This window comes from Mycobacterium intermedium (assembly GCF_002086275.1).
Lineage (GTDB): Bacteria > Actinomycetota > Actinomycetes > Mycobacteriales > Mycobacteriaceae > Mycobacterium > Mycobacterium intermedium.
Window position 1 is genome coordinate 1 of the sequence record NZ_MVHT01000041.1, and the last position, 23,036, is coordinate 23,036.

Here is a 23,036-nt window from a genome sequence, read left to right on the forward strand (position 1 = left end):
TTGGTGTTCGGCGACCGTCCTTTACCTCGCCCGTTGACCGGCCTACCCACGCTGGCTGTCGACGACGCGCCGGGCCCATTTGAGCGGCTGATCGTGGTCGGCGCCGACGCCGACCTCGCCGCCGTGCTGTCCCGTCTGCTGCGCGCCGACCGGCTCGACGTCGAGGTGGGTTACGCGCCCCGTCGACGTACCTTTGCGACCCGCGCTTATCGCGCGCCAGCCGGACGGCGCGCTGCTCGGCGGGCCCGGCGCGGCGTCGCCAGCCGGGTGCCGCTGATCCGCGACGAAACCGGAACGGTACTGGTCGGCCGCGGCAGTTGGCTGCCGGCCGACGGGCGCGCGGTGATCCACGGCGAGGCGGTGGTCGACGACACCGTGTTGTTCGACGGGGACGCCGCCGGCGCGGATATCGAGCCCACGCTGAGCCTGCCCGGGTTGCGGGTCGCCCTGCGGGACGGGCGGCCATGGCGCCGTTGGGTCCTCGGGCGCGCCGCTCAACTCGGCACTACCGGCGCCTCGGTGATGCGGGACGGAGTTCCGGCGCCCCGCACGGTCCGCCGGTCGACGTTCTACCGCAACGTGGAGGGCTGGCTGCTGGTCCGGTAGTTTTCCAGCGGTGAAACCCAGTCCCCTTTTCCTGGGCCTGGTCGCGCTGACCGCTGTCGGGGGTGGGCTGGCCTGGGCCGCCGGGTCGACTCGGCAGCCGCTGTCCTATGTGGGCGTGTTCGTGTTCGTCATCTCGGGCTGGCTGGTCTCGTTGTGCTTGCACGAGTTTGGGCACGCGTTCACCGCCTGGCGCTTCGGCGACCGCGACGTTGCCGTGCGGGGCTACCTCACGCTGGACCCACGCCGCTACGCCCACCCCATGCTGTCGCTGGGCCTGCCCATGTTGTTCATCGCGTTGGGTGGAATCGGGCTGCCCGGCGGTGCGGTGTATCTGCATACCTTCTTCATGACCCCCCGACGCCGGACCCTGGTCAGCTTGGCGGGTCCGGCGATGAATCTGGTGCTGGCCGTGCTGCTGCTTGTCATAACACGGATCTGGTACGACCCCGCACATGCGGTGCTGTGGGCGGGCGTGGCCTTTCTGGGGTTTCTTCAGCTCACCGCCGTCCTGCTGAACCTGTTGCCTATCCCGGGTCTGGACGGCTACGACGCCTTAGAACCCCACTTGACTCCGGAGACGCAACGGGCGCTGGCGCCGGCCAAGCAGTTCGGGCTGCTGTTTCTGCTGGTCCTGTTCCTGACGCCGGCGCTGGCCCAGTGGTTCTTCACCCTTGTGTATTGGTGCTTCGCGCCCTTCGGGGTCCCGCCCTGGCTGGCCGGCGCCGGGAGCGCGCTGACTCGCTTCTGGAGCGCCTGGCTCTGACCTGGGCTTACCGCGGCGCGGTTCGCCTGACGCGCAGCGCCTGACGCCGCCGAACGTAGGCCTTAAGCACCCCCACCACGCCGCAACCGGCAAAAACCCCCACACTCAACGACCCCGCTGCCGGCGCAGCGGCGCCTGACGCCGCCGAATGTGGGCCTTAAGCACCCCCACCACGCCGCAACCGGCAAAAACCCCCACACTCAACGACCCAACAGCCGAGGCAGCACCCCAACCCCCCGCCTATTGCGATATATGCAATTTCACGCATATATTAGTGCGCTATGGGCGCCGGCCACAGTCACACCCCGGGAGACACCGAACATTCCCGGATGATCCCGCGGATGATCCTCGCCGCGGGAATCCTGGCCACGTTCTTCGCAGTCGAACTGACCACTTCCCTGCTGATCAATTCGATCGCGCTGCTGGCCGACGCCGGTCACATGCTCACCGACGTCGTGGCCGTGTTCATGGGGCTGACGGCAGTCGTGCTGGCTCGACGCGGCAGCTCCTCGCCCAGCCGCACGTTCGGGTGGCATCGCGCCGAGGTGTTCACGGCGGTGGCCAATGCGGTGCTGCTGGTTGGGGTGGCGCTGTTCATCCTCGTCGAGGCGATAGACCGACTCGGCGGAGCACCTGAAGTCCCCGGCGTGCCGATGATCGTGGTGGCACTCGCCGGGGTGGCCGCCAACTTCGCGGTCGCGATGCTGTTGCGCTCGCACTCGGAGGCAAGCCTGGCGGTCCGGGGTGCCTACATGGAAGTCGTCGCAGACACCGTCGGCAGCATCGGCGTGTTGATCGCCGGCATCGTGACCGTCACGACGCATTGGCCATACGCAGACGTGGTGGTCGCGGTGCTGGTGGCCCTGTGGGTGTTGCCCAGAGCGATCGCGCTGGCCCGGGCGGCGCTGCGGATCCTGTCCGAATCGTCACCCGCCCACGTCGACGTGGAGGCGCTGCGCTCCGCACTGGGTGCGGTGGACGGCGTGACCGATGTGCACGACCTGCACGTGTGGACGCTGTCGCCCGGGAAGGACATGGCAACGGCACACCTGACCAGCGAACGCGACTCCGCGCTGGTGCTACGGGACGCCCGAGGGGTGTTTGCCGCCCACGGTCTGGACCACGCCACCGTTCAGATCGACTGCCCGGGCGGGCACTGCGAGGAAACTTTTTAGAGCCCCAAAGCGGGGCGCGCCTCGGGGTCGCAATCGTCGAGCAAATCCAGACACCGCCGGAATTCGTCGGTCTCCCCGATCGCGTCGGCGGCCCGCGCCAGCGCCGCCACACAGCGCAGGAACCCGCGATTGGGCTCGTGCGAATACGGCACCGGACCAAAGCCCCGCCAGCCGTTGCGACGCAGCTGATCCAGGCCGCGGTGGTAGCCCGTGCGGGCATAGGCATAGGCGGTGATCGCCTTGTCCTCGGCTAACGCCTCTTCGGCGAGCACCGCCCACGCCACCGACGCGGCCGGATGCGCGGCCGCGACGAGGCCGGGATTCTGGCCGGCGGACAGTTCGGCCTCAGCCTCGCTGTCACCCGGTAGTAGGACTGGATCAGGTCCAAGAAGGTCACGCGTCGGCGTCATGGTGTCTATTTTGCGGATGGTCTGGCTCGGCGATGAGCCAACCCCGCGCAATGGTCGCTAAGCTCCACATCATGCCCACCAACCCATCCGAAGCAGACCGCGGCGGACCGGAACCCAGGGGCGAATCCGCCGGTGAGCAAGCCACAGATCCCGGCGTCGCTGGCCCGCGGAGCCAGCCTCCGGTGAACCACGAGGCCGAAACCGAGACCCTGGCGCTCGCCAAGCCCGAACCGGGGGCCGAGAACGACGACTCGACGTTCGATGCACTGCGTGAACGCCGCTTCACCGCACCCGGCTTCGACGAAAAAGAGACGCAGATCATCGCCACCGCCCCGGAGGCCGCCACCGAAGTCTTCCAAACGCAGGCCCCGCCGCCCAACACCCCGCCACCACCCAGGCAGCTCCCGCCGAAAACGGCGGTGCCACAAGCGATTCCACCTAGATCCGGCGGGAAGAAGCCAGCGTCGGAACACCGCAACTGGGGTTGGGTGCTGGCGATCGTCGTGATCGTGCTGGCGCTGGCGGCGATTGCGATCCTGGGCACCTTGCTGTTCACCCGGACCCAGCAGTCACAGCCCTCACAGGAAGAGCGGGTCCGCAGCGCCATCCAGGGTTACGACGTCGCGATACAGACCGGCGACCTGAAGACGCTGCGCAGTACAACGTGCGGCGCGGAACGCGACAGCTACGCGGAGTTCGACGAGAAGGACTGGGCAGAGACTTACCGACGGGTGTCGGCGGCCAGGCAGTACCCGGTGATCGCCAGCATCGACCAGGTCATCGTGCACGGTCAGCAGGCCGAGGCGAACGTCACCGCCTACATGGCCCACGACCCGCAGGTTCGCTCGACACGGAGCCTGGACCTGCAGTTTCGTGACGACCAATGGAAGGTCTGCCAATCCCCCAGCAGCTAGCCTGCACCCGCTGAGCAGACGCAAAATCCCCTATTTCGGAAACGAAAATAGGGGATTTTGCGTCTGGTCGGCGCCAGCTGCCGCTAGCTGCTGAGCGACTTCCCGGCGCAGTGCAGGTCATTGCACGCCTCGATGACCCGCTCGGTCATGCCGGCTTCGGCCTTCTTCAGGTAGCTGCGCGGGTCGTAGACCTTCTTGTTGCCGACCTCACCGTCGACCTTCAGCACGCCGTCGTAGTTGGTGAACATGTGGGCGGCGATCGGGCGGGTGAACGCGTACTGGGTGTCGGTGTCGACGTTCATCTTCACCACGCCGTAGCGCAGCGCCTCCTCGATTTCGGACTTCTCCGAGCCCGAACCGCCATGGAAGACGAAGTCGAAGGGCTGCGCGTCGTCGCCGAGTCCGAGCTTGGCCGCGGCCACCTTCTGGCCCTGGGCCAGGATGTCGGGGCGCAGCTTGACGTTGCCCGGCTTGTAGACGCCGTGCACGTTGCCGAACGTCGCGGCCAGCAGGTAGTGGCCGTGCTCGCCCGCACCTAGCGCGTCGATCGTCTTCTCGAAGTCCTCGGGCGTGGTGTAGAGCTTGTCGTTGATCTCGTTGGCGACGCCGTCTTCTTCGCCCCCGACCACGCCGATCTCGATCTCCAGGATGATCTTGGCGGCGGCCGCCTCCTTGAGCAGCTCCTTGGCGATCTGCAGGTTCTCATCGATCGGGATGGCCGATCCGTCCCACATGTGCGACTGGAACAACGGGTTCTTGCCGGCGCTTATGCGCTCCGACGAGATCGCCAGCAGCGGCCGGACGTAGGTGTCGAGCTTGTCCTTCGGGCAGTGGTCGGTGTGCAGTGCGACGTTGATCGGGTACTTGGCGGCGACGACGTGCGCGAACTCCGCCAAGGCGACCGCACCGGTCACCATGTCCTTGACCCCAAGGCCGGACCCGAATTCGGCGCCACCGGTCGAGAACTGAATGATGCCGTCGCTGCCGGCTTCGGCGAAGCCCTTCAGCGCTGCATTGATGGTCTCCGAAGAAGTGCAGTTGATGGCCGGAAAGGCGTACGAATTCTCCTTGGCACGTCCCAACATCTCGGCGTAGATCTCGGGCGTTGCGATGGGCATGGCACTTCCTCCTCGAAGACTTTGGTCCACCCAGTATGGCAACGCCGGTATGTTGAAGCATCATGAGCACCTCGGTTGCCGCATTGGGCGACATCCTCGACCCCTGGTATTGGTTGGGCCCCGGCGGCGTTTTCGGGTCTGCAGTGCTACCCGGCATCTTGATCATCGTCTTCATCGAGACCGGTCTGCTCTTCCCGCTGCTGCCTGGTGAGTCGCTGCTGTTTACCGGGGGCCTGCTGGCAGCAAAGGGGACAATCGACATTTGGATCCTGGCGCCCGCCGTCGCCGTCGTTGCGGTGCTGGGCGACCAGACCGGGTACTTCATCGGACGGCGCATCGGACCGGCGCTGTTCAAGAAGGAAGATTCGCGGTTCTTCAAGAAGCACTACGTGACCGAGTCGCACGCGTTCTTCGAGAAATACGGGCCGTGGGCGATCATCCTGGCCCGGTTCGCGCCGTTCCTGCGGACGTTCACGCCGGTGGTCGCCGGGATTTCCTACATGCGCTACCCGGTGTTCTTGGGATTCGACATCGTCGGCGGCACGCTGTGGGGCGGCGGTGTCACGACATTGGGCTACTTCCTGGGCAACGTGCCCTTCGTCCATGACAACCTGGAAAAGATCATCCTGGGCATCCTCTTCGTGTCGCTGATGCCGGCGTTCATCGCAGCCTGGAAGGGCTACCGCTCGCGGCGCGGGGGCGCGAAAAAGAGAGAGCCAACGGAAGAGGAGACCGACGCCACCGTCGAGTAGTCGGCAGGTCAACTCGCGGCGTACGCGGCCTCCATCAGCATCCAGCCGGACAGCTGCACCGACAGGTCCCGTTCGGGTTTCTCGGAACTGTTGACGGCACCGGCGACGAACTGGGCCTGCGTGCCACCGGCGGTCGGCAACTCCGCGTCCCGGTCCCAGAACGCCCCGAAGACCGGCAGCCCATCCACGGTCTGTCGGTTGTCCCACGCGGATTTCGCGCTGGCCAGGACGATCGCTCGGGCGGTGTCACGGGCCGCCACGTCCTCCGCCGAATCACCCGGCAGGTCGGTGGCCACCAGCGCCAGGTAACGCGCGGTGATCCCCGCGAACAGCCCGCCGTCGCCGCCACCGGCGCCCTTCAGCACTCCACGGGATGCCATGTGCTCATTGATCGCCGCGACCAGACGGTGCACGCGCGGCGGGTGGCGGTCGTCGTGGGTGCGCTTTGCCAATTCGGTCTCCAAGCCGAGTACCACCCCCTGGCAGTAGGTGTATTGCGCACGCACCAATGAGCCGCCCTTGATGCCGTCGAACACCAGGTGCGTCTCGGGGTCGATCAAGGTTTCATCAATCCAGTCGGCCATCTGCTGGGCACGGCGCGTGCGGTCCTCGTACCGGGCCAGGAAGATGCCGGCCGGTCCATTGGCGGGGGCGTTGAAGAACTGATCTTGCTTGCGCCACGGGATGCCGCCGCCGTCCTCGGGCACCCATGCCTTGTAGAACTGGTCGTCGAGCTTGGCCAAGGCGCGTTTGCGGTCGATGCCGGCGATCCGTGCGGCACGCTCCAACGCGAGCGCCAACCAGGCCATGTCGTCGTAATAGCTGTTGGTCCAGCGGAAGTTGTTGCGCAGCCGGTGCGAGCGGATCTGACGCTTGATCTGGACGAGCCGTTCCGGCTGCGGGTCGCGAAGCTGGGCGTCGAGCAGGCAGTCCAGCAGGTGCGCCTGCCACCAGTAGTGCCAGGTGCCGAACAACCGGTCCCTGCGCTCCGGCGGCCACGAGACCACGCCGAGCTGGGTTCCGGGCAACCCCCAGACCCGGGTCAGGTGCCGTTGCGTGACGGCGGTTTCAGAGCTGGCGGCCCGGTTCGCCCATACCTGATCCATACTTGCCGATCCTGCCCTAACGTTGGAGCGCTGTGGAAAGCCACCCGGAGCCGTCCGCCTACCTAGAAAAGCGGCAATTGAAGACCGGTAGCGCCGGATGGTTGCTACTGGCGGGACTTGGTGTCAGCTACGTGGTGTCCGGCGATTATTCCGGCTGGAATTTCGGGTTGGCGCAGGGCGGTTTTGGTGGTTTGGTGATCGCCTCGGTCGTGATCGCCGCAATGTATCTGGCCCTGGTGCTGGGCATGGCCGAGCTGTCGTCGGCGCTGCCCGCCGCCGGCGGCGGGTACACGTTCGCCCGACGGGCGCTCGGACCGCTGGGCGGGTTCGCGACGGGCACCGCCGTGCTGATCGAATACTCGATCGCACCGGCGGCGATCGCCACCTTCATCGGCGCTTACGTGGAGTCGTTGGGGCTCTTCGGGATTCGCGACGGCTGGTGTGTGTATTTGGCGATCTACGCGCTGTTCATCGGAATTCATCTGGCCGGGGTCGGCGAGGCTTTGAAGGTGATGTTCGCGATCACCGCCGTAGCGCTGGTGGGTATCGCCATTTTCTGTGTCGCCGCCGTGGGCCGTTTTCACGCGGCGAATCTCACTGACATTGCGGCCACCGATGCCGTGGGTGCATCCGCATTTCTGCCGCACGGCTATCTCGGCGTGTGGTCGGCGTTGCCGTTCGCGATCTGGTTCTTCCTCGCGATCGAGGGGGTGCCGCTGGCCGCGGAAGAGACCGCCGATCCGACCCGCAACGTGCCACGTGGCATCACCGCGGCGTTCGCCGTGCTGCTCGCGACGTGCGTGCTGGTGCTGCTGCTGACGACGGGTTCCGGTGGCGCGCAAGCGATGTCAACGTCGGGAAACCCGCTGGTGGCCGCGCTCGGGCCCAGCGGTGCGGCCAAGGCGGTCAACTACATCGGACTGGCCGGCCTGGTCGCGAGCTTCTTCTCGATCATCTATGCGTATTCGCGGCAGTTGTTCGCGCTGTCCCGTGCGGGTTACCTGCCGACGATGCTGTCGGTCACCAACTCACGGAAAGCGCCGACGCTGGCTCTGATCGTCCCCGGGCTCATCGGTTTCGGGTTGTCGTTGACCGGCAAGGGCGACCTGCTGCTGAACATGGCCGTTTTCGGGGCCACCCTGTCTTACGTGCTGATCATGGTCAGTCACGTAGTGCTGCGCCGACGCGCACCCGAGATGCACCGTCCGTACCGCACTCCGGGTGGCATCGCCACCACCGGCTTCGCGTTGGTGGTGGCCACGCTGGCACTGATCGCCACGTTCCTGGTCGACATCGTGGCCACCGTGTGCTGTTTGGCGGTATTCGCCGCGTTCCTGCTGTATTTCGGCGCCTACAGCCGACACCGGTTGGTCGCGAATGCTCCGGACGAAGAGTTGGCCGGCTGACGGGTTCGCCAGCGTCAACCGCGGGCGAACGCGCGGTCGACCAGCGCCCCGATTGCCGGTGCCAGCAGCCTCGAGTATTCGATGGTCAGGTGGAATTGGTCCATGTAAAGCAGGGTGTCGCCGACGATGACGGGGCAGCGATTCCTGGTGCAGAAAAGTTCGGTGATGTCGGCGTACTGTCCGCCACCGGCCTCGGTGGCGGTGAACTCGGCTTCGATGCCAGATCGGTTGACCGCGACCGACATTGGCGGCGAACAAGCGGTTGCGTCATCGATGTTGCGCAGCAAGCATTGTGGAACGAGGGTGTTGTTCAGATTCGGGACCGGCCCGAGCACAAGCACTTTGGACCCAAGGCCGCGCAGCTGCTCCACCAGGCGGGTCAGGCCGGCGAGCCACGCCCTGTCGTATGACGTGAAACTTGTTCGCCAGCCGCCGCGGGCGTTGGCAACGTACCCCCGGAACATGTCCAGCACGATCAGCTGCGGTCGCTCGGCATGCAGCCGGGCCATGATGTTGGCGCGCCATTGCTCGCACCGATTGACCAGTTCGACCAGCCGGTTGAAGAAGGGGTTGGTGACGAGCGGCAAATCCAGCAATGGACAGCCCGCCTTGGCCAGTGTTTCGACGCGCCAGGAGCGCTGCTCGGCAATCTGCCGGAAAGCCGGGATCAACATCCCAGCGTGGGAGTCACCGACCAGGACCACCCTCGTCGGCGAGGCGGTATTGCCGGTCGCGCACTCGGGCTGACCACCTTCAGAGGGCAAACGCAAGCAGCCATCGAATCTCAATTGCGCATATTCCGCCGCGGCAACGCCGAGCGACGGTTTGAGGTTGGACGGTACGGCCTCGAGGTCGGCAGATGCCGCGACGGCGGCTTGTATCTGAGCGAACGCGTACTGCACCGCAGCATCGTGTGCCTCAACGTTGTCCCCGGTCACAATCGGCGCCACGGTGATCGCGGGTGTTGCTGCCGGTGCACCGCGCGCGACGATGGTCACCCACGACGACGACTGAACAAACATCACCGCGCAGAGTCCCGCTGCTACCGACGACGCGAGGCCACCAACCGCCAGACTGGCGAAAGCGGACCCGCGCACGGGAGCCGCGAATCGCACGGGGTCCTCGATGAGACGCAGTGCCAGCACTGCCAGCCCAGCAGAAGCGAGGACCGCAACCAACCTGTCCACCAACCCGAGCGGGCCGCCGAATAGCGTTGGTGCGAGCACCATTACGGGCCAGTGCCACAGATACCACGAGTACGACAACCGGCCGATCGACGTCATCGGTGGGGTGGCCAGGACCCTGCTACAACCCTGCGTCGCTGCCGCACAGCCGGCGCCGATCACCAGCACCGCACCCGTTACCGGCAGCAGCGCCGCGGTGCCCGGATACACTGTATTCGAGCTGATTCCGTTGCAGGACAACAGGATCAGTGCCAATCCGGCCCATCCCACGGGCACCGCCGCTCGCGCTGGGAGCCGACCCCACCGCCCGGCCGTAAGTGCCACCAAGCCGCCGACGGCCAACTGCCAAGCCCGCGTCGGCAACGAGAAGAACGCCATCGCAGCCACTACGTAGGTCATCATGAGCGACAGGGCGAAAGACACCACCGCGACCAGTGCAAGGACGACCAGTAGCAGGGTCTTCGACGGGCGACCGTCGGTGGTGGGGCGCCGTCGCATCCGCCGGACGAGCCTTGTCGCCAGGGCGATGCCCACGATCAGCACCGGCCACACCAAATAAAACTGCTCCTCCACGCCCAGCGACCAGTAGTGCTGAAACGGTGAGTGCGACACGTCGCGGCCGAAATAGTCGACCCCTTGGTAGATGAACCAGTAGTTGCCGACGTACAGCGCAGACGCGAACCCGTCCATCAGGACGCCTTGAAAGTCCAACGCGGGCAACAAGATCGCCGCGGCTATCACGGTGACGACGATTACCGTGGCCGACGCCGGCAGCAGTCGGCGCGCACGCGCCCCATAGAAGCGGCGCAGCGTGACGGTGCCGGTGCTGCTGACCTCGCGCCACAGCAGACTGGTGATCAAGAAACCTGAAATGACGAAGAACACGTCCACGCCGACGAAGCCACCGCCCACACCGGGCACATCGGCGTGAAAGAGGACAACGGCCAGCACCGCCACGGCGCGTAGCCCCTCGATGTCACCCCGAAATCCCGCCGGGACCGATTTCTGAGCGGGTACGCGGTGGGAAGGCATTTCCGTTCGCGTACGTGTGACCACCTGCGCCCCTGCTACTCGGCGGAGCGTCGGCGCGACGGACGAAGACTTGTCTTCGGTCGGTGCCTCATAGGTCATGACGTTCCCCCGTTTCGCCAACATCAAGTGACGAACCCTGTGCCGTAGCGGGACGCCAGGACACACTTTAAAGCTATAGTTTCGTTCATGGGACATAAATCGATAATTGACATCTAAGCAATCTTTTTAGTGTTTCCGTACCGTCAATTGGCCCAGGGGACCATATCCGTGCCGAGAGGTTGGCTTTCGGGGGTCCGAAGATGCCGGGATCAAGGCCTCGACGTCGAAACGATGCGCAGAAACTCAGGTCGTCGGCGAATTCGCCGGTGGAGCCCCCCAACCGTCGGGGTCCGGTGTCACCGAAGCGGTCCGCCCGGTCTTAGTGCGGCTGCGCCCTATCGGCCACGGCCTGCACAACCTCATACAGGGCATTGAGCGAATGCGCCGGCAAGAACATGTCGCAATACGGCAGGGCGGCCGCCATGGAACCGGCCAGCGGCTGAAAGCCGGGCTGGGCGGCACGAGGATTCAGCCAAACGAGCGTGTGGACGCGACGACGCAGCCTGGCGAGCGCGTGTTCGAGCACCTCGGGCGGATCGCTGTCCCAACCATCCGACGCCACGATCACCACCGCGCCACGTAATGCGTTGCCATGCGGAGGCGCCAATAGGGCGGCGATGCTGCCCCCTATGGAAGTGCCGCCATAGCGGTCGGTCACTTTGGCGTTGGCCCGTTCCAGCGCCACCTCCGCCGAGCGATGCGACAGCACCGGGGTGAGCCGGGTTAATGACGTCGAGAAGGCGAAGACCTCCGGCCGAATCCGCGCCTGATGCAACATCGCCGCGCGCATCAGGTGCAGGTACATCATGGCGTAGGGCTGCATCGACCGACTGACGTCACAAACCAGCACTACCCGGCGGGGCCGTAATCTCGGCCGAGTTCGCGCCAGGCGCACCGCTTCCCAGCCGGTTGAGCGCGACGCCTTCATCGTGGCGCGCAGGTCGATGCGTTTACCGTGCGGACTTGGTTCGATCCGCATGCTGCGTCGCCGGGGCCAGTGCTGTACCGAGGATTCCAGCCAGGAGCCGAGCAGACGCAGGTCCTCCGGATCGAATTCGTCGAACGGTTCGTCTGCCAACGCCGCGAGGCGGCTAGGCAGCAGGTCGGGCAGCTCAACGCTGGCGCCGCCACCGTCGTCGGAGGCGGCGGGCGTCCGCGTCGCCCACGGCACCGACTCGGCCTCGCCGCCCGACGACCTGACCGCGGGAACGAGGATGCCGGCCGCCGGTGTCTTTGGGCCCGCAATCGGCAGGACCGACTCAGGAGTTCTGGTGTCGCCAGGTTGAACGCTCCCGAAGATCTCGCCCACCACCGCCTCGAAGACGGGCAGCTCTTCCATCCGGTTGACCAGGGTTAGCCGCGTCGCCCAATACAGTTCCGTGCGGGTGTTGGGCACCAGGTGCCGCAGCGCCTGCACGAAACTTGCTTGGCCACTACCAGGTACCGACACGCCGGCGCCACGCAGACGCGCGACCATCGCGGCCGCGAATGCCGCCAGGTCGACGCCACGCAGCAGGGGTGGGGTTGGGGGTGGGGTCACCGCGATTAGCGTCTCCGCCAGAACACCCACAGCAGCACCAGCAGCGCTACCACGGCAAGTCCTGCGGCGCCGTACTTCTTCAGTTGCTCTCCCCCGGCGAGCTCCAGCAGATCAATGGGAGCCGGCTCGGAGTCGGCCGGAGCGGCGTGGGCTTCGGTGCCGGCGTCCGGCGATCCCGGCGCCGCGGCGGTGGCCGGACTGGCGGCGGCTGCTGCCGGTGCGTTCTCGGCCTTCAGTTCGGCCTCGAGCGAATCGACGAACTGGCCCAGCAGCTTCTCGGACACCTGCTGCAGCATTCCGCTACCGAATTGGGCCAACTTGCCGACGATCTTCAGGTCGGTGTCCACGGTGACCCGGGTGCGCTCGCCGTCCTCGTGAAGCTGGGCGGTGACCGTGGCAGCCGCGTTGCCGGTGCCGCGCGCCTCCTTGCCCTTGCCGTCGATCACCGCCCGGTGCTGGTCACGGTCCTGCTCGACGAAGCGCACCTTGCCGCTGAACTCACTGGTGACCGGACCGACCTTGACCTTCACCTTCCCCAGGTAGTCGTCGCCCTCGTGGCCGATCAGCTGCGCGCCAGGCATGAGTGGGATCACCCGCTCCAGGTCACACAGCACGTCCCAGGCCTGCTCGATCGGCGCACTGACGGTGAACTCGTTGGCAATCTTCATGCTTGAGTCCTTTCAGGTACGGCTGTACTCGATGAACGCATCGCGGATCAGTGTTCGGTCGTCGGGGGTCTTGGCCAGCGCCCCGAGGGTGGCCAGCGCGGTCTCAACCGACTCGTCGACGAGGTCGGACACCCGCAGCGACACCAATGCGGCGAGCCAGTCGATGGTCTCGGCCACCCCGGGCGGTTTGTCCAAGTCGAGATCGCGTGCGCGCCCGACGAATTGGGTGGCGTGTTCGATCAGCGGCGCCGACGCTCCGGGTACTGTCCGGCGCACGATCGCGGCCGCCCGCGCCGGTTCCGGGTAGTCGATCCAGTGGTAGAGGCAGCGACGCCGGAGGGCATCATGCAGGTCGCGGCTGCGATTGGAGGTGAGCACCGCGATGGGCGGGCGCTCGGCGACAAAGGTGCCGAGTTCGGGAACGGTGACGGTGGATTCGCCGAGAAACTCCAGCAGCAGAGCTTCGAATTCGTCGTCAGCGCGGTCGATTTCGTCTATCAACAGTACCGGAGAGGTCGGACCGCGATGCCGCACACACTGCAGGATGGGACGATCCACCAGATACTTCTCGGTGTACAGGTCGGCCTCGTCGATGGCCGCACCCTGCGCCTCGGCCAACCGGATGGACAATAGCTGACGCTGATAGTTCCAGTCGTACAACGCTTCGCCGGCGGTCAGCCCCTCGTAACACTGCAACCGAACCAAGGGCGTATCTAGCACCGCGGCAAGGGTTTTGGCAGCTGTCGTCTTACCGACACCGGGCTCACCTTCGAGCAGCAGCGGCCTACCCAGCGAGACGGCCAGGTAGATCGCGGACGCGGTTCCGGTGTCGAGCAGGTAATCGTGCGAGTCGAATTGGCGGGCCAGGTCGCCGGGTCCGGTGAACATCATGCGCGCGCTCCACTGCCAGCAGTAGCCAACAGGCGCTGGTAGTCATCCCAAGTGTCGACGTCAAGCGGCACGGGGCCGTCCACGGCGAGTTCGTCAACCTGATGGCGGCCGGACTCGATCAGCTTCCAGACCCCCTTGTCGCCGTGCAAAGCGGATAGTTGGTCGAATACGTTGCGGCCGAACCAGAACGGATGCCCAATACCGTCCGCGTAGTGACATACCAGGATATCGGCACCGCGCAAACTGATCACCCGACGGATCGTTGCGGGGTCAACCCCCGGTTGGTCACCGAGCATCAGGACGATGCCGTCGGCGCGCGGGTCCACCCGTTGCAGTGCGGCGCGCAGGGACGCCGAGCAGCCGGTGCCGCTGTCTCCAACCGTCACCACTTCCGCTCGGTGCAGCGGCACTTGCTCGCGAATGGTCCGCGCCGTCTCCGCGCCGCCACCGAGGGTGACGATCAGTTGGTCGAACCCGACGGTCCGGGCGACGTCGAGGGTCGCGCCGAGCAGGGTGGTATTGCCGTATGGCAGTAGCTGTTTGGGCGTACCGAGCCGACGCGACCGTCCGGCCGCCAGCACGACACCGGTGACAGTCATGCGCCGACACTGCGGCTGGCAAAAGCCGTCCGGCAGCCCGGACAGCAGAACCAGTAATCCACGCCGCCGAGTTGGAGGTGCTCGGTGTCGGGGGCGATGGTCACCGTCATGCCGCACACGGGGTCTGTCGCTTGGTGTGGGGCTTGCGCCGGTGGTTCGCTCAACGGACGTGAGATGCCGTCGCGGCGCAGAGCGGCGACGAGTTCGGCGGCGATCGCCACGGCGATCTCGGCCGGGGTCTTCGCGCCGATGGGCAATCCGACCGGCGTGTGCACGCGAGCCCGCTCGGCATCGGTGAGTTCGAGCTGCTCGAGGATCGCCGCGCCGCGCACCTTGCTTGCCACCAGCCCGATGTACCCGACGCCATTATCCAGTGCGGCGCGGATCATTTCGGCTTCCGGCCCGCCATGGCTGGCGATCACCACCGCCGAGGTGTCGGCGAGGTCGGTTTCGCGCCGTGCGTCATAGCCGAGAACTTCGCACACCTGGATCAGTGCCTCGGCGATCGGGGTGGCACCCTCGACCCGGATCAGTGGCGCCGGCAACTGCGGCGTCAGGAAAATTTCCAGCGACCCGCCGGACAGGCACGGGTTGACCACCACACAGGCGCCCGGGGCCTCCGGAAAGTGAATGTCGCCGTCGGGCAGTACGCGCAGCAACACGCTCTCGCCGGCCTGCAAGGCGCCGAGCGCGGCCTTGCGGACGGAGTTCTGCGCGCACTGACCGCCGACGAAACCTTCAATGGTGCCGTCCGGCAACAGGATCGCCTCGTCCCCGGGCCGCACCGAAGTGGGCTGCTGGGCACGGACCACCGTCGCGTGCACAAAGGGCGTGCGCGCGGCGATCAGTTGGGCGGCCCGTTCGCTTATCGTGGTGTGCGAAATTGCGCCACTCCTCCTATCAACTCGTATTTAGATGGGCGGCTTCGCCCTACCCTGCATCGCCTCCCACACCCGCGACGGGGTCAGCGGCATGTCCGCATGGCGAACCCCGTACGGCGCCAACGCATCCACGATCGCGTTCACCACCGCCGGCGGCGATCCGACGGTCGCCGACTCGCCGATGCCCTTCGCACCGATCGGATGATGCGGCGACGGTGTCACGGTGAATCCCGTTTCCAGGTGCGGCACTTCGAGCGCGGTCGGGATCAGGTAGTCCATCAGCGAACCGCCCAGACAGTTGCCGTCCTCGTCGAAGGCGATCATCTCCATCAGCGCCATGCCGATGCCATCGACGATGCCGCCATGCACCTGGCCCTCGATGATCATCGGGTTGATGCGGGTGCCGCAGTCATCGACGGCGAGGAAGCGCCGTACCTTGACCACCCCGGTGCCCGGATCGACGTCCACCACACAGAAATACGCGCCATACGGGTAGGTCAGGTTCTCCGGGTTGTAGCAGATCTGCGCGTCCAGGCCACCTTCGATGCCCTCCGGCAGATCCCCCGCGCCGTGTGCGCGCATCGCGATGTCCTGGATGGTCACCGACGCCGACGGGTCGCCCTTGACGTGGAACGAGCCCTTCTCCCATTCCAGGTCGGCTACCGACACCTCGAGCATGCCCGAGGCGATGATCCTGGCCTTGTCACGCACCTTGCGCGCCACCAGCGCGGCGGCCGCACCCGAGACGGGAGTCGACCGGCTGCCGTAGGTGCCCAGGCCGAACGGGGTCTGGTCGGTGTCGCCGTGCACGACCTCGATGTCGTCGGGCGGGATGCCCAGTTCCTCGGCGACGATCTGCGCGAACGTCGTCTCGTGCCCCTGGCCCTGCGTCTGGACCGAAAGGCGCACAACGGCTTTGCCGGTCGGGTGCACACGCAACTCGCACCCGTCGGCCATGCCGAGCCCCAGGATGTCCATGTCTTTGCGCGGACCGGCGCCCACGGCCTCGGTGAAGAAGGACATGCCGATGCCCATCAGCTCGCCACGCTCGCGCCGGGCCTTCTGCTCGGCACGCAACGCGTCATAGCCGATCATCTCCATGGCCTTGCGCATGGTGGTCTCGTAGTCGCCCGAGTCGTACACCCAGCCCGTCTTGCTCTTGTACGGGAATTGCGCCGGCCGCAACAAGTTTCGCAGCCGCAGCTCGGCGGGGTCCATCTTCAACTCGTAGGCCAGGCAGTCGACCAGGCGCTCTACGAAGTAGACGGCCTCGGTGATCCGGAAGGAGCACGCGTAGGCCACGCCGCCGGGTGCTTTGTTTGTGTAGACGGCGGTCATGTGGCAGTAGGCGGCCTCGAGGTCGTAGCTGCCGGTGAACACCCCGAAGAAGCCGGCGGGATACTTGACCGGCGCCGCGGTGCCGTTGAACGCGCCGTGGTCGGCCAGCACGTTGGAGCGGATCGCCAGGATCTTGCCGTCCTTGGTGGCGGCGATCTCCCCCAGCATGATGTAGTCGCGAGCGAACCCGGTGGAGGTCAGGTTCTCGCTGCGGTCCTCCATCCATTTGACCGGCTTGCCGAGTAGCAGCGAGCCGACGATCGCACACACGTACCCGGGATAAATCGGCACCTTGTTGCCGAAGCCGCCGCCGATGTCGGGCGAGATCACCTGGATCTTGTGTTCGGGCAGACCGGCGACCAGCGCGTACACCGTGCGGTGTGCGTGCGGCGCCTGGCTGGTACACCACAGCGTGAGTTTCCCGCTGACCGGGTCCAAATCGGCTATGGCACCGCAGGTTTCCATCGGCGCCGGGTGTACCCGCGGATAGACGATCTCCTGTTTGACCACCACGTCGGCCTTCGCGAACACCGCATCCGTGGCCGCCGCGTCGCCGGTCTCCCAGTCGAAGCAGTGGTTGTCGGTCTTGCCGTCGAGGTCGGTGCGGATCACCTCAGCCGACGGGTCCAGCGCCTTGCGCACGTCAACGACGGGATCGAGCGGGTCATACTCGACGTCGATCAGTTCCAGCGCGTCGCGGGCCGAATACCGGTCTTCGGCGACGACGAAGGCCACCTCCTGACCTTGGAAACGCACCTTGTCGGTGGCCAGCACGGCCTGCACGTCGTTGGACAGCGTCGGCATCCAGGCCAGGCCCTTCTCGGCCAGCGCCGCGCCGGTGACCACCAACTTGACCTTGGGATGGGCCATGGCCGCGGTCGTATCCACGCTGACGATGCGGGCATGCGCGTAGGGCGAGCGCAGGATGGCCATGTGCAGCATGCCCGGCAGCACGACGTCGTCGACGTAGCGGCCGCGTCCACGGATGAACCGGGGGTCCTCCTTGCGCAGCATTCGGCCGTAGCCACAAGGCTTTTGGTCGTTGTCCGCGGTGTCTTCCGGTGATGGTGGACGGGACTCGATGGTTGTCATGATGTCGCCTCCGCGGCCTCCACTGCTTGGCCCGTACTGTGCTGCGCCGCCCATTGAATGGACCGCACGATCGTGGTGTATCCGGTGCATCTGCATATCTGCCCGGAGATGGCTTCCCGAATGGTTTGTTCGTCCGGGTCGGGGTCACGGTCTAGCAGGGCGCGGGCGGTGATCATCATTCCCGGCGTGCAGAATCCACACTGCAGTCCATGGCAGCGCATGAACCCCTCTTGCACCGGGTCCAGCGTGCCATCCGGCGCGGCCAAGCCCTCGACCGTCCGGACACTGTGACCAGAGGCCATGACGGCGAGCATCGTGCAGGACTTCACCGGTACGCCGTCCACGTCGACCACGCAGGTTCCGCAGTTGCTGGTGTCGCAACCCCAGTGCGTTCCGGTGAGGCCTAACTGGTCACGCAGGAAGTGCACCAGCAGCATCCTCGGTTCGACCTCGGCGCTCACCTGTTCGCCATTGACGGTCATGTTTACCTGCATGGTTAGTTTCCTTCCGGCGCAACTTGTTCGCGCACACGTTGGGCTGCCGTGCGCAGCGTTCGGATGGTCAGTTCTGAGGCGAGGTGCCGCTTGTACTCGGCGCTGCCGCGGACGTCGGACACCGGTTCGCAGGCTCGCGCGGCCCGGCGACCGGCCTCGGCGAAGACCTCTTCGGTGGCGGGTTGGCCGACCAGCGACTCGCTCAACTCGGCCAGCGCTGCGCGGTCGGGATTCACCGCGGTCAGGCCGACCCGGGCGGCGGCTATCGAGTCTCCGTCGAGGGTGAGGCTAGCCCCAGCCGCCGTGATGGCCCAGTCACCGACCCGCCGTTCCACCTTCGCGTAGGCGCTGGAGGTGTTGTGGCGCACTGGGATTCGGGCTTCGATCAGGATCTCGTTGGGCGCCACCGCGGTTTCGTACGGGCCCACCAGAAAGTCGTCGATCGCGATCTCGCGCTCGCCCGACGGCCCGCGCACCAGGCAGACGGCGTTGAGCACCTCGCACACGGTGGACAGGTCCTCGGCGGGATCGGCCTGGCACAGCGAACCGCCCAGGGTGCCGCGATTGCGGACCACCGGATCGGCGATCACCCGTTCGGCGTCCCGGAAGATGGGGCACACCGCCGCCAGGGTGTCCGACTCGAGAATTTCGCGATGTCTGGTCATTGCACCGATGCGCACCAGGGTGGGATCGGTGATCACGTATCCCAGCTCCGGCACCAGGTCGTTGATGTCGACGAGGTATTCGGGGTTGGCGATGCGCAGCTTCATCATCGGCAGCAGGCTGTGTCCGCCGGCGACTAGGCGAGCGGTATCGCCCAACCGGTCAAGCAGTCCGATCGCGTGATCGACGCTCGTCGCACGTTCGTATTCGAAGGGCCCTGGTACTTGCATGGTCGGAAGTCTCCGCCCGAGCTGACAGGGCGTCAATGTCGAGTTAAGTGATCCTTTAACTCGCCCTCTACCTGCACGTCATGGTGGATTCGGCCGGGGAGTTCGGCCAGCGGTCGGCCACCGCCACCCCACCGGCGGGCGATGATGTCGGCGGCAATCGACACCGCGGTCTCTTCCGGGGTGCGCGCCCCGAGGTCCAACCCGATCGGGCTGGCCAGCCGGCTCAACTCCGCGTCGGCCAACCCCACCTCACGCAGCCGTCGCAGGCGGTCTTCGTGGGTACGCCGCGAGCCCATCGCCCCCACGTACGCGACGTTGAGTCGCAGCGCCACCTCGAGCACCGGAACATCGAACTTGGGATCGTGGGTGAGCACACAGATCACCGTCCGCTCGTCGATGTTGCCCGCCTCGGCCTCGGCGGCCAGATAGCGGTGTGGCCACTCGACGACCACCTCGTCGGCGGTCGGGAAGCGGGCCGCCGTGGCGAACACCGAACGCGCGTCGCAAACGGTGACCCGATAACCGAGGAATGAACCCTGGCGAGCCACCGCCGCGGCAAAGTCGATGGCGCCGAACACCAGCATGCGCGGCCGCGGGGCAAAGCTGGATACGAACACCTCCATGCCTTCACCGCGCCGCTGCCCGTCGGCGCCGTATTCGAGGACCTCGCTGCGGCCCAACGCGAGCAGGCCCCGCGCGTCGTCGGTGACCGCGGAGTCGGCGCGCGCCGAACCCAACGTCCCCGCCGCGGTCTCCGGACGAATTACCAGGCGGCGGCCCACCCGCTGCGGATCCGGATGAGCGATCACCGTCGCGATCGCGACCGAGCGCTGCGCCGCGACATCGTCGGCCACCTCGCCGAGTTCGGGAAACGTTGCCTGGGATATGGATTCGATGAAGATGTCGATGATGCCGCCACAGGTCAGGCCGACCGCGAAGGCATCGCCGTCGCTGATCCCATACCGTTCCAGCCGTGGCTCACCGCCGCCCATCACCTCGGTGGCGAGTTCGTAGACGGCGCCCTCCACGCAGCCGCCCGAGACCGACCCGCTCACCGAACCGTCCGGCGCGACCACCATCGAGGCGCCCGGCGGCCGCGGCGCCGAACGCAGCGTCCGCACCACCGTGCCCACGCCGGCCGTGTCGCCGGCACGCCAGACCGACATGAGCTCGGCCAACACGTCACGCACGCCTCTTAAGGTAGGCCAACCCGGCAACCGAAGTAATGTGGTCGCATGACTCCGGCTCAACTTCGGGCCTATTCGGCGGTGGTGCGACTGGGCTCGGTACGGGCCGCCGCCACGGAACTCGGCATGTCCGACGCCGGAATATCGATGCACGTCGCCGCGCTGCGCAAAGAACTCGACGATCCGCTGTTCACTCGGACCGGCGCCGGGCTGGCGTTCACCCCCGGCGGGCTGCGGCTGGCCAGCCGCGCGGTGGAAATCCTTGGCCTGCAACAGCAGACGGCGATCGAGGTGACCGAGGCCGCGCATGGCCGCCGGTTGCTGCGCATCGCCGCGTCGAGCACCTTCGCCGAGCATGCCGCACCGGGCCTGATCGAGCTGTTCTCGTCGCGGGCCGATGACCTCTCGGTCGAACTCAGCGTGCACCCGACGAGCCGATTCCGCGATCTGATCTGCTCGCGCGCCGTCGACATCGCCATCGGCCCGGCCGCTGAAAGCTCGGCAACTTCCTATGGTTCCGACGGTTCGATCTTCGTCCGGCCCTTCTTGAAGTATCAGATCATCACCGTCGCGGCACCCAACGGCCCTCTGGCGGCAGGCTTTCCGACACCCGCACAGCTGCGCCACGAACAGTGGATGCTCGGCCCGTCGGCCGGCATCGCGGACGGCGAGATCGCAACCATGTTGCGCGACTTGGCAATTCCTGAGTCACAGCAACGTATCTTCCAAAGCGACGCCGCCGCGCTCGAGGAGGTGCAGCGCGTCGGCGGGGCGACCTTGAGCATCGGCTTCGCCGTCGCCAAGGACCTCGCTGCCGGGCGGTTGGTGCATGTGAACGGTCCCGGCCTGGACAAATCCGGCGAGTGGTGCGCGGCGACCCTGCCGCCGTCCGCCCGGCAACCCGCGGTGTCCGAGCTCGTCCGCTTCATCACCACGCCCCGGTGTATCCAGGCGATGATCAGGGGCAGCGGAGTTGGCGTGACGAGGTTTCGGCCGAAGGTTCACGTCACGCTGTGGAGTTGATGCGCCGCCTCTGCCCTGACCCTCGAAAACGCTCGGTCCGTTTTCGCCGCTGAAGCTATACGCTTGCCCCCATGAGCGTGTACAAGGTGATCGACATCATCGGCACCAGCCCCACCTCGTGGGAGCATGCCGCGACGGAGGCGGTGGAACGCGCGCGGTCCAGTGTCGACGACATCCGGGTTGCCCGGGTCATCGAGCAGGACATGGCCGTGGACTCCTCCGGCAGGATCACCTTCCGCATCAAGCTGGAGGTGTCGTTCAAGATGCGGCCCGCAAGACCCCAGTAGCCGCGCTCGTTCCGCTCACCACGCGCGGCCCAGGTCCGCGTGTTGCCGGACCCAAGCGTGCATCGCGATCCCGGCGGCGACGCCGGCGTTGATGCTGCGCGTCGATCCGAACTGGGCGATCGACACCGTGATCGCCGCGCCCGCCCGGGTGTCGTCGGTGATGCCGGGCCCTTCCTGACCGAAGACCAACAGGCAATCGCGCGGCAGCTGCGTCTCTTCCAGGCGCGCCGCCCCGGGAATGTTGTCCACCGCCACCACGGTCAACCCGGCGTCCGCCGCGAAGTCCAGCAACTGCGCGGTGGTGTCGTGGTGACGCAGGCGCTGATAGCGGTCGGTGACCATGGCGCCGCGGCGATTCCAGCGTCGACGGCCGACGATGTGCACGGTGTCGACGGCAAAAGCGTTGGCGGTGCGCACCACCGAACCGATGTTGGCGTCGTGGCCGAAGTTTTCGATCGCCACGTGCAGCCGATGCCGACGGGTGTCGATATCGGCGACGATAGCCTCGCGGGTCCAGTACCGATACTCATCGACGACATTGCGAGTATCGCCTTCACGCAACAGGATTGGGTCGTACCGCGGGTCGTCCGGCAGATCACCCTGCCACGGCCCGACGCCCCCGCCGGACACCCCCCACTCGGTGGGGCCGGGTTCGCCGGGTTCGCCGGGTTCGGTCACTGCGATGTCCACAGCCCGGCGTGCGTGCCCACCACGGCGATGGTCGCGTACAACAACGCGTCATTGATCTCACCCTGGGTGCACAGCGATGCGTTGACCTGCACGGAATCCCGTGACGCGTCGGGCAGGATCAACACCGACGATCCGTACTTCGAACAGGCCGCGTTCAGGCCGCGCCCGGGCAGCGTCGGCGTGGCCAGCAACATCAAGGGACCGCCGCGGGCCGCCGACTCGTCGGCGTAGCGAGCCGCGACGCCGCTGGCATCAAGCCCCAGCAGCATGTAGCCGTTGCCGGTGAAGGCCGCCGGGTCGCCGAGCTGAGGCTGGGTCACCGGCTTGCCGTCGGCGCGCCATGCCTCCACGCTCGTGGTCTTCACCACCAGGCCGGTGTCGTTCTGGTTCGTCGGCAGCAGCCCCACCGGGAACGCGGCCGGGTAGGCGGCGGCGGTGTTCGGGATACGGTCACCCGGCGAGTAGGCGTAGACGCCGCGCACCGCGGCGCGGTCCTTCAACGGGCCCAGGCAGACGGTCCCGGTGAGCCGGTCTGGAGGCGCCGACAGGGGCGAGGTGACGTCAGCGACGCGGTTCAACGCGTCGCCGCAGCTGCCGAGCCCGGTGGCCTCCAGCGGGTGCGACAGCGCACCGTAGAGGCCGAACCGGATTTCTTCGGGCTTGGCGTGCCATACCTTCGGGTCGGTGGGGGCGGCGTCGACGTCGATCAGCAGGTAGTCGTCGTCCCAGCGCATATTCGCCACCGACATGTTCCAGCCCAGGACCGCAAGCGATTCGCCGAACCGGGCTTCCTGGGCGCCGTAGATGCGACGGGGTTGATCCGAACGCGAGCACCCCACCGCGCATGCAATCGCCAGGACGATCACCAGGAGTGTGCGCACGGCAGGT

22 protein-coding genes and 1 pseudogene are annotated in these 23,036 nt (G+C 66.6%); 8 read left to right on the plus strand and 15 right to left on the minus strand.

Annotated elements, in window-relative coordinates; genetic code table 11:
• The 3 genes from BST27_RS15725 (at position 1) to BST27_RS15735 (ending at position 2,544) form a co-directional block, all read left to right on the plus strand.
• The gene (locus tag BST27_RS15725; RefSeq protein WP_083148531.1) at positions 1–606 is read left to right on the plus strand and encodes a peptidase M50; all 606 of its coding nucleotides are present in this window, start codon (positions 1–3) and stop codon (positions 604–606) included.
• 10 nt (positions 607–616) lie between these two features.
• On the plus strand, positions 617–1,369 hold the full coding sequence (locus tag BST27_RS15730) for a site-2 protease family protein (RefSeq protein WP_069421021.1): 753 nt from the start codon (positions 617–619) through the stop codon (positions 1,367–1,369).
• A gap of 281 nt (positions 1,370–1,650) precedes the next feature.
• Positions 1,651–2,544 carry a cation diffusion facilitator family transporter gene (locus BST27_RS15735; protein WP_069421020.1) on the plus strand — a complete coding sequence of 298 codons (894 nt, stop codon included), beginning with the start codon at positions 1,651–1,653 and terminating at the stop codon, positions 2,542–2,544.
• Here BST27_RS15735 and BST27_RS15740 read toward each other — a convergent pair.
• Positions 2,541–2,954: a DUF3151 domain-containing protein gene (locus tag BST27_RS15740; RefSeq protein ID WP_069421019.1), complete on the minus strand. Its 414-nt coding sequence runs from the start codon at positions 2,952–2,954 to the stop codon at positions 2,541–2,543. The genes BST27_RS15735 and BST27_RS15740 overlap by 4 nt on opposite strands.
• A gap of 71 nt (positions 2,955–3,025) precedes the next feature.
• On the opposite strand from BST27_RS15740, the gene BST27_RS15745 reads away from it, so the two are divergent.
• On the plus strand, positions 3,026–3,868 hold the full coding sequence (locus tag BST27_RS15745) for an Rv0361 family membrane protein (RefSeq protein WP_069421059.1): 843 nt from the start codon (positions 3,026–3,028) through the stop codon (positions 3,866–3,868).
• Between the two features lie 83 nt (positions 3,869–3,951).
• Here BST27_RS15745 and fbaA read toward each other — a convergent pair whose 3' ends face one another.
• Complete coding sequence (fbaA, locus tag BST27_RS15750; RefSeq protein WP_069421018.1) at positions 3,952–4,986, minus strand: class II fructose-bisphosphate aldolase; 1,035 nt, start codon at positions 4,984–4,986, stop codon at positions 3,952–3,954.
• A 62-nt stretch (positions 4,987–5,048) separates the two neighbouring features.
• On the opposite strand from fbaA, the gene BST27_RS15755 reads away from it, so the two are divergent.
• Positions 5,049–5,738: a DedA family protein gene (locus BST27_RS15755; RefSeq protein ID WP_069421017.1), complete on the plus strand. Its 690-nt coding sequence runs from the start codon at positions 5,049–5,051 to the stop codon at positions 5,736–5,738.
• Between the two features lie 8 nt (positions 5,739–5,746).
• Here BST27_RS15755 and BST27_RS15760 read toward each other — a convergent pair whose 3' ends face one another.
• Complete coding sequence (locus BST27_RS15760) at positions 5,747–6,844, minus strand: glycoside hydrolase family 76 protein (protein ID WP_069421016.1); 1,098 nt, start codon at positions 6,842–6,844, stop codon at positions 5,747–5,749.
• A gap of 32 nt (positions 6,845–6,876) precedes the next feature.
• Here BST27_RS15760 and eat point away from each other — a divergent pair, with 32 nt between their 5' ends.
• A complete protein-coding gene (eat, locus tag BST27_RS15765; protein WP_069421015.1) occupies positions 6,877–8,250 on the plus strand; it encodes an ethanolamine permease in 1,374 nt (457 codons plus the stop codon).
• A gap of 14 nt (positions 8,251–8,264) precedes the next feature.
• On the opposite strand, the gene BST27_RS15770 is transcribed toward eat, so the two are convergent.
• The 10 genes and pseudogenes from BST27_RS15770 to BST27_RS15815 form a co-directional block, all read right to left on the minus strand.
• Positions 8,265–10,466: an acyltransferase family protein gene (locus BST27_RS15770; protein ID WP_069421058.1), complete on the minus strand. Its 2,202-nt coding sequence runs from the start codon at positions 10,464–10,466 to the stop codon at positions 8,265–8,267.
• A 418-nt stretch (positions 10,467–10,884) separates the two neighbouring features.
• A complete protein-coding gene (locus BST27_RS15775; protein WP_069421057.1) occupies positions 10,885–12,042 on the minus strand; it encodes a vWA domain-containing protein in 1,158 nt (385 codons plus the stop codon).
• 68 nt (positions 12,043–12,110) lie between these two features.
• Positions 12,111–12,773 carry an SRPBCC family protein gene (locus BST27_RS15780; RefSeq protein ID WP_069421014.1) on the minus strand — a complete coding sequence of 221 codons (663 nt, stop codon included), beginning with the start codon at positions 12,771–12,773 and terminating at the stop codon, positions 12,111–12,113.
• Between the two features lie 12 nt (positions 12,774–12,785).
• The gene (locus BST27_RS15785) at positions 12,786–13,664 is read right to left on the minus strand and encodes an AAA family ATPase (protein WP_069421013.1); all 879 of its coding nucleotides are present in this window, start codon (positions 13,662–13,664) and stop codon (positions 12,786–12,788) included.
• Positions 13,661–14,263, minus strand: a complete 603-nt coding sequence (locus BST27_RS15790) for a nucleotidyltransferase family protein (RefSeq protein ID WP_069421012.1) — start codon at positions 14,261–14,263, stop codon at positions 13,661–13,663. Before BST27_RS15790 ends, BST27_RS15785 begins: the two co-directional genes overlap by 4 nt.
• 176 nt (positions 14,264–14,439) lie before the next feature.
• Positions 14,440–15,147: pseudogene (locus BST27_RS15795) on the minus strand (XdhC family protein); the annotation flags it as partial.
• A gap of 27 nt (positions 15,148–15,174) precedes the next feature.
• Positions 15,175–17,574, minus strand: a complete 2,400-nt coding sequence (locus BST27_RS15800) for an aerobic carbon-monoxide dehydrogenase large subunit (protein WP_069421010.1) — start codon at positions 17,572–17,574, stop codon at positions 15,175–15,177.
• Positions 17,571–18,068 carry a (2Fe-2S)-binding protein gene (locus tag BST27_RS15805; RefSeq protein ID WP_069421009.1) on the minus strand — a complete coding sequence of 166 codons (498 nt, stop codon included), beginning with the start codon at positions 18,066–18,068 and terminating at the stop codon, positions 17,571–17,573. The genes BST27_RS15800 and BST27_RS15805 overlap by 4 nt, the downstream gene beginning before the upstream one ends.
• Positions 18,069–18,070: 2 nt before the next feature.
• Entirely contained in the window at positions 18,071–18,961 is an 891-nt protein-coding gene (locus BST27_RS15810; RefSeq protein WP_069421008.1) for an FAD binding domain-containing protein, read from the minus strand.
• Positions 18,962–18,993: 32 nt separating this feature from the next.
• Positions 18,994–20,151 carry an XdhC family protein gene (locus BST27_RS15815; RefSeq protein ID WP_079219659.1) on the minus strand — a complete coding sequence of 386 codons (1,158 nt, stop codon included), beginning with the start codon at positions 20,149–20,151 and terminating at the stop codon, positions 18,994–18,996.
• Positions 20,152–20,196: 45 nt separating this feature from the next.
• Between BST27_RS15815 and BST27_RS15820 the strand changes: the two genes are divergently transcribed.
• Positions 20,197–21,171, plus strand: coding sequence for a LysR family transcriptional regulator (locus tag BST27_RS15820; RefSeq protein WP_069421007.1), 975 nt, complete (start codon positions 20,197–20,199; stop codon positions 21,169–21,171).
• Positions 21,172–21,242: 71 nt separating this feature from the next.
• Entirely contained in the window at positions 21,243–21,458 is a 216-nt protein-coding gene (locus BST27_RS15825; protein WP_069421006.1) for a dodecin family protein, read from the plus strand.
• Positions 21,459–21,473: 15 nt separating this feature from the next.
• On the opposite strand, the gene BST27_RS15830 is transcribed toward BST27_RS15825, so the two are convergent.
• A complete protein-coding gene (locus tag BST27_RS15830) occupies positions 21,474–22,136 on the minus strand; it encodes a TrmH family RNA methyltransferase (RefSeq protein ID WP_372515495.1) in 663 nt (220 codons plus the stop codon).
• On the minus strand, positions 22,133–23,029 hold the full coding sequence (locus BST27_RS15835) for a hypothetical protein (protein ID WP_069421004.1): 897 nt from the start codon (positions 23,027–23,029) through the stop codon (positions 22,133–22,135). Before BST27_RS15835 ends, BST27_RS15830 begins: the two co-directional genes overlap by 4 nt.
• Positions 23,030–23,036 lie beyond the last annotated feature (7 nt).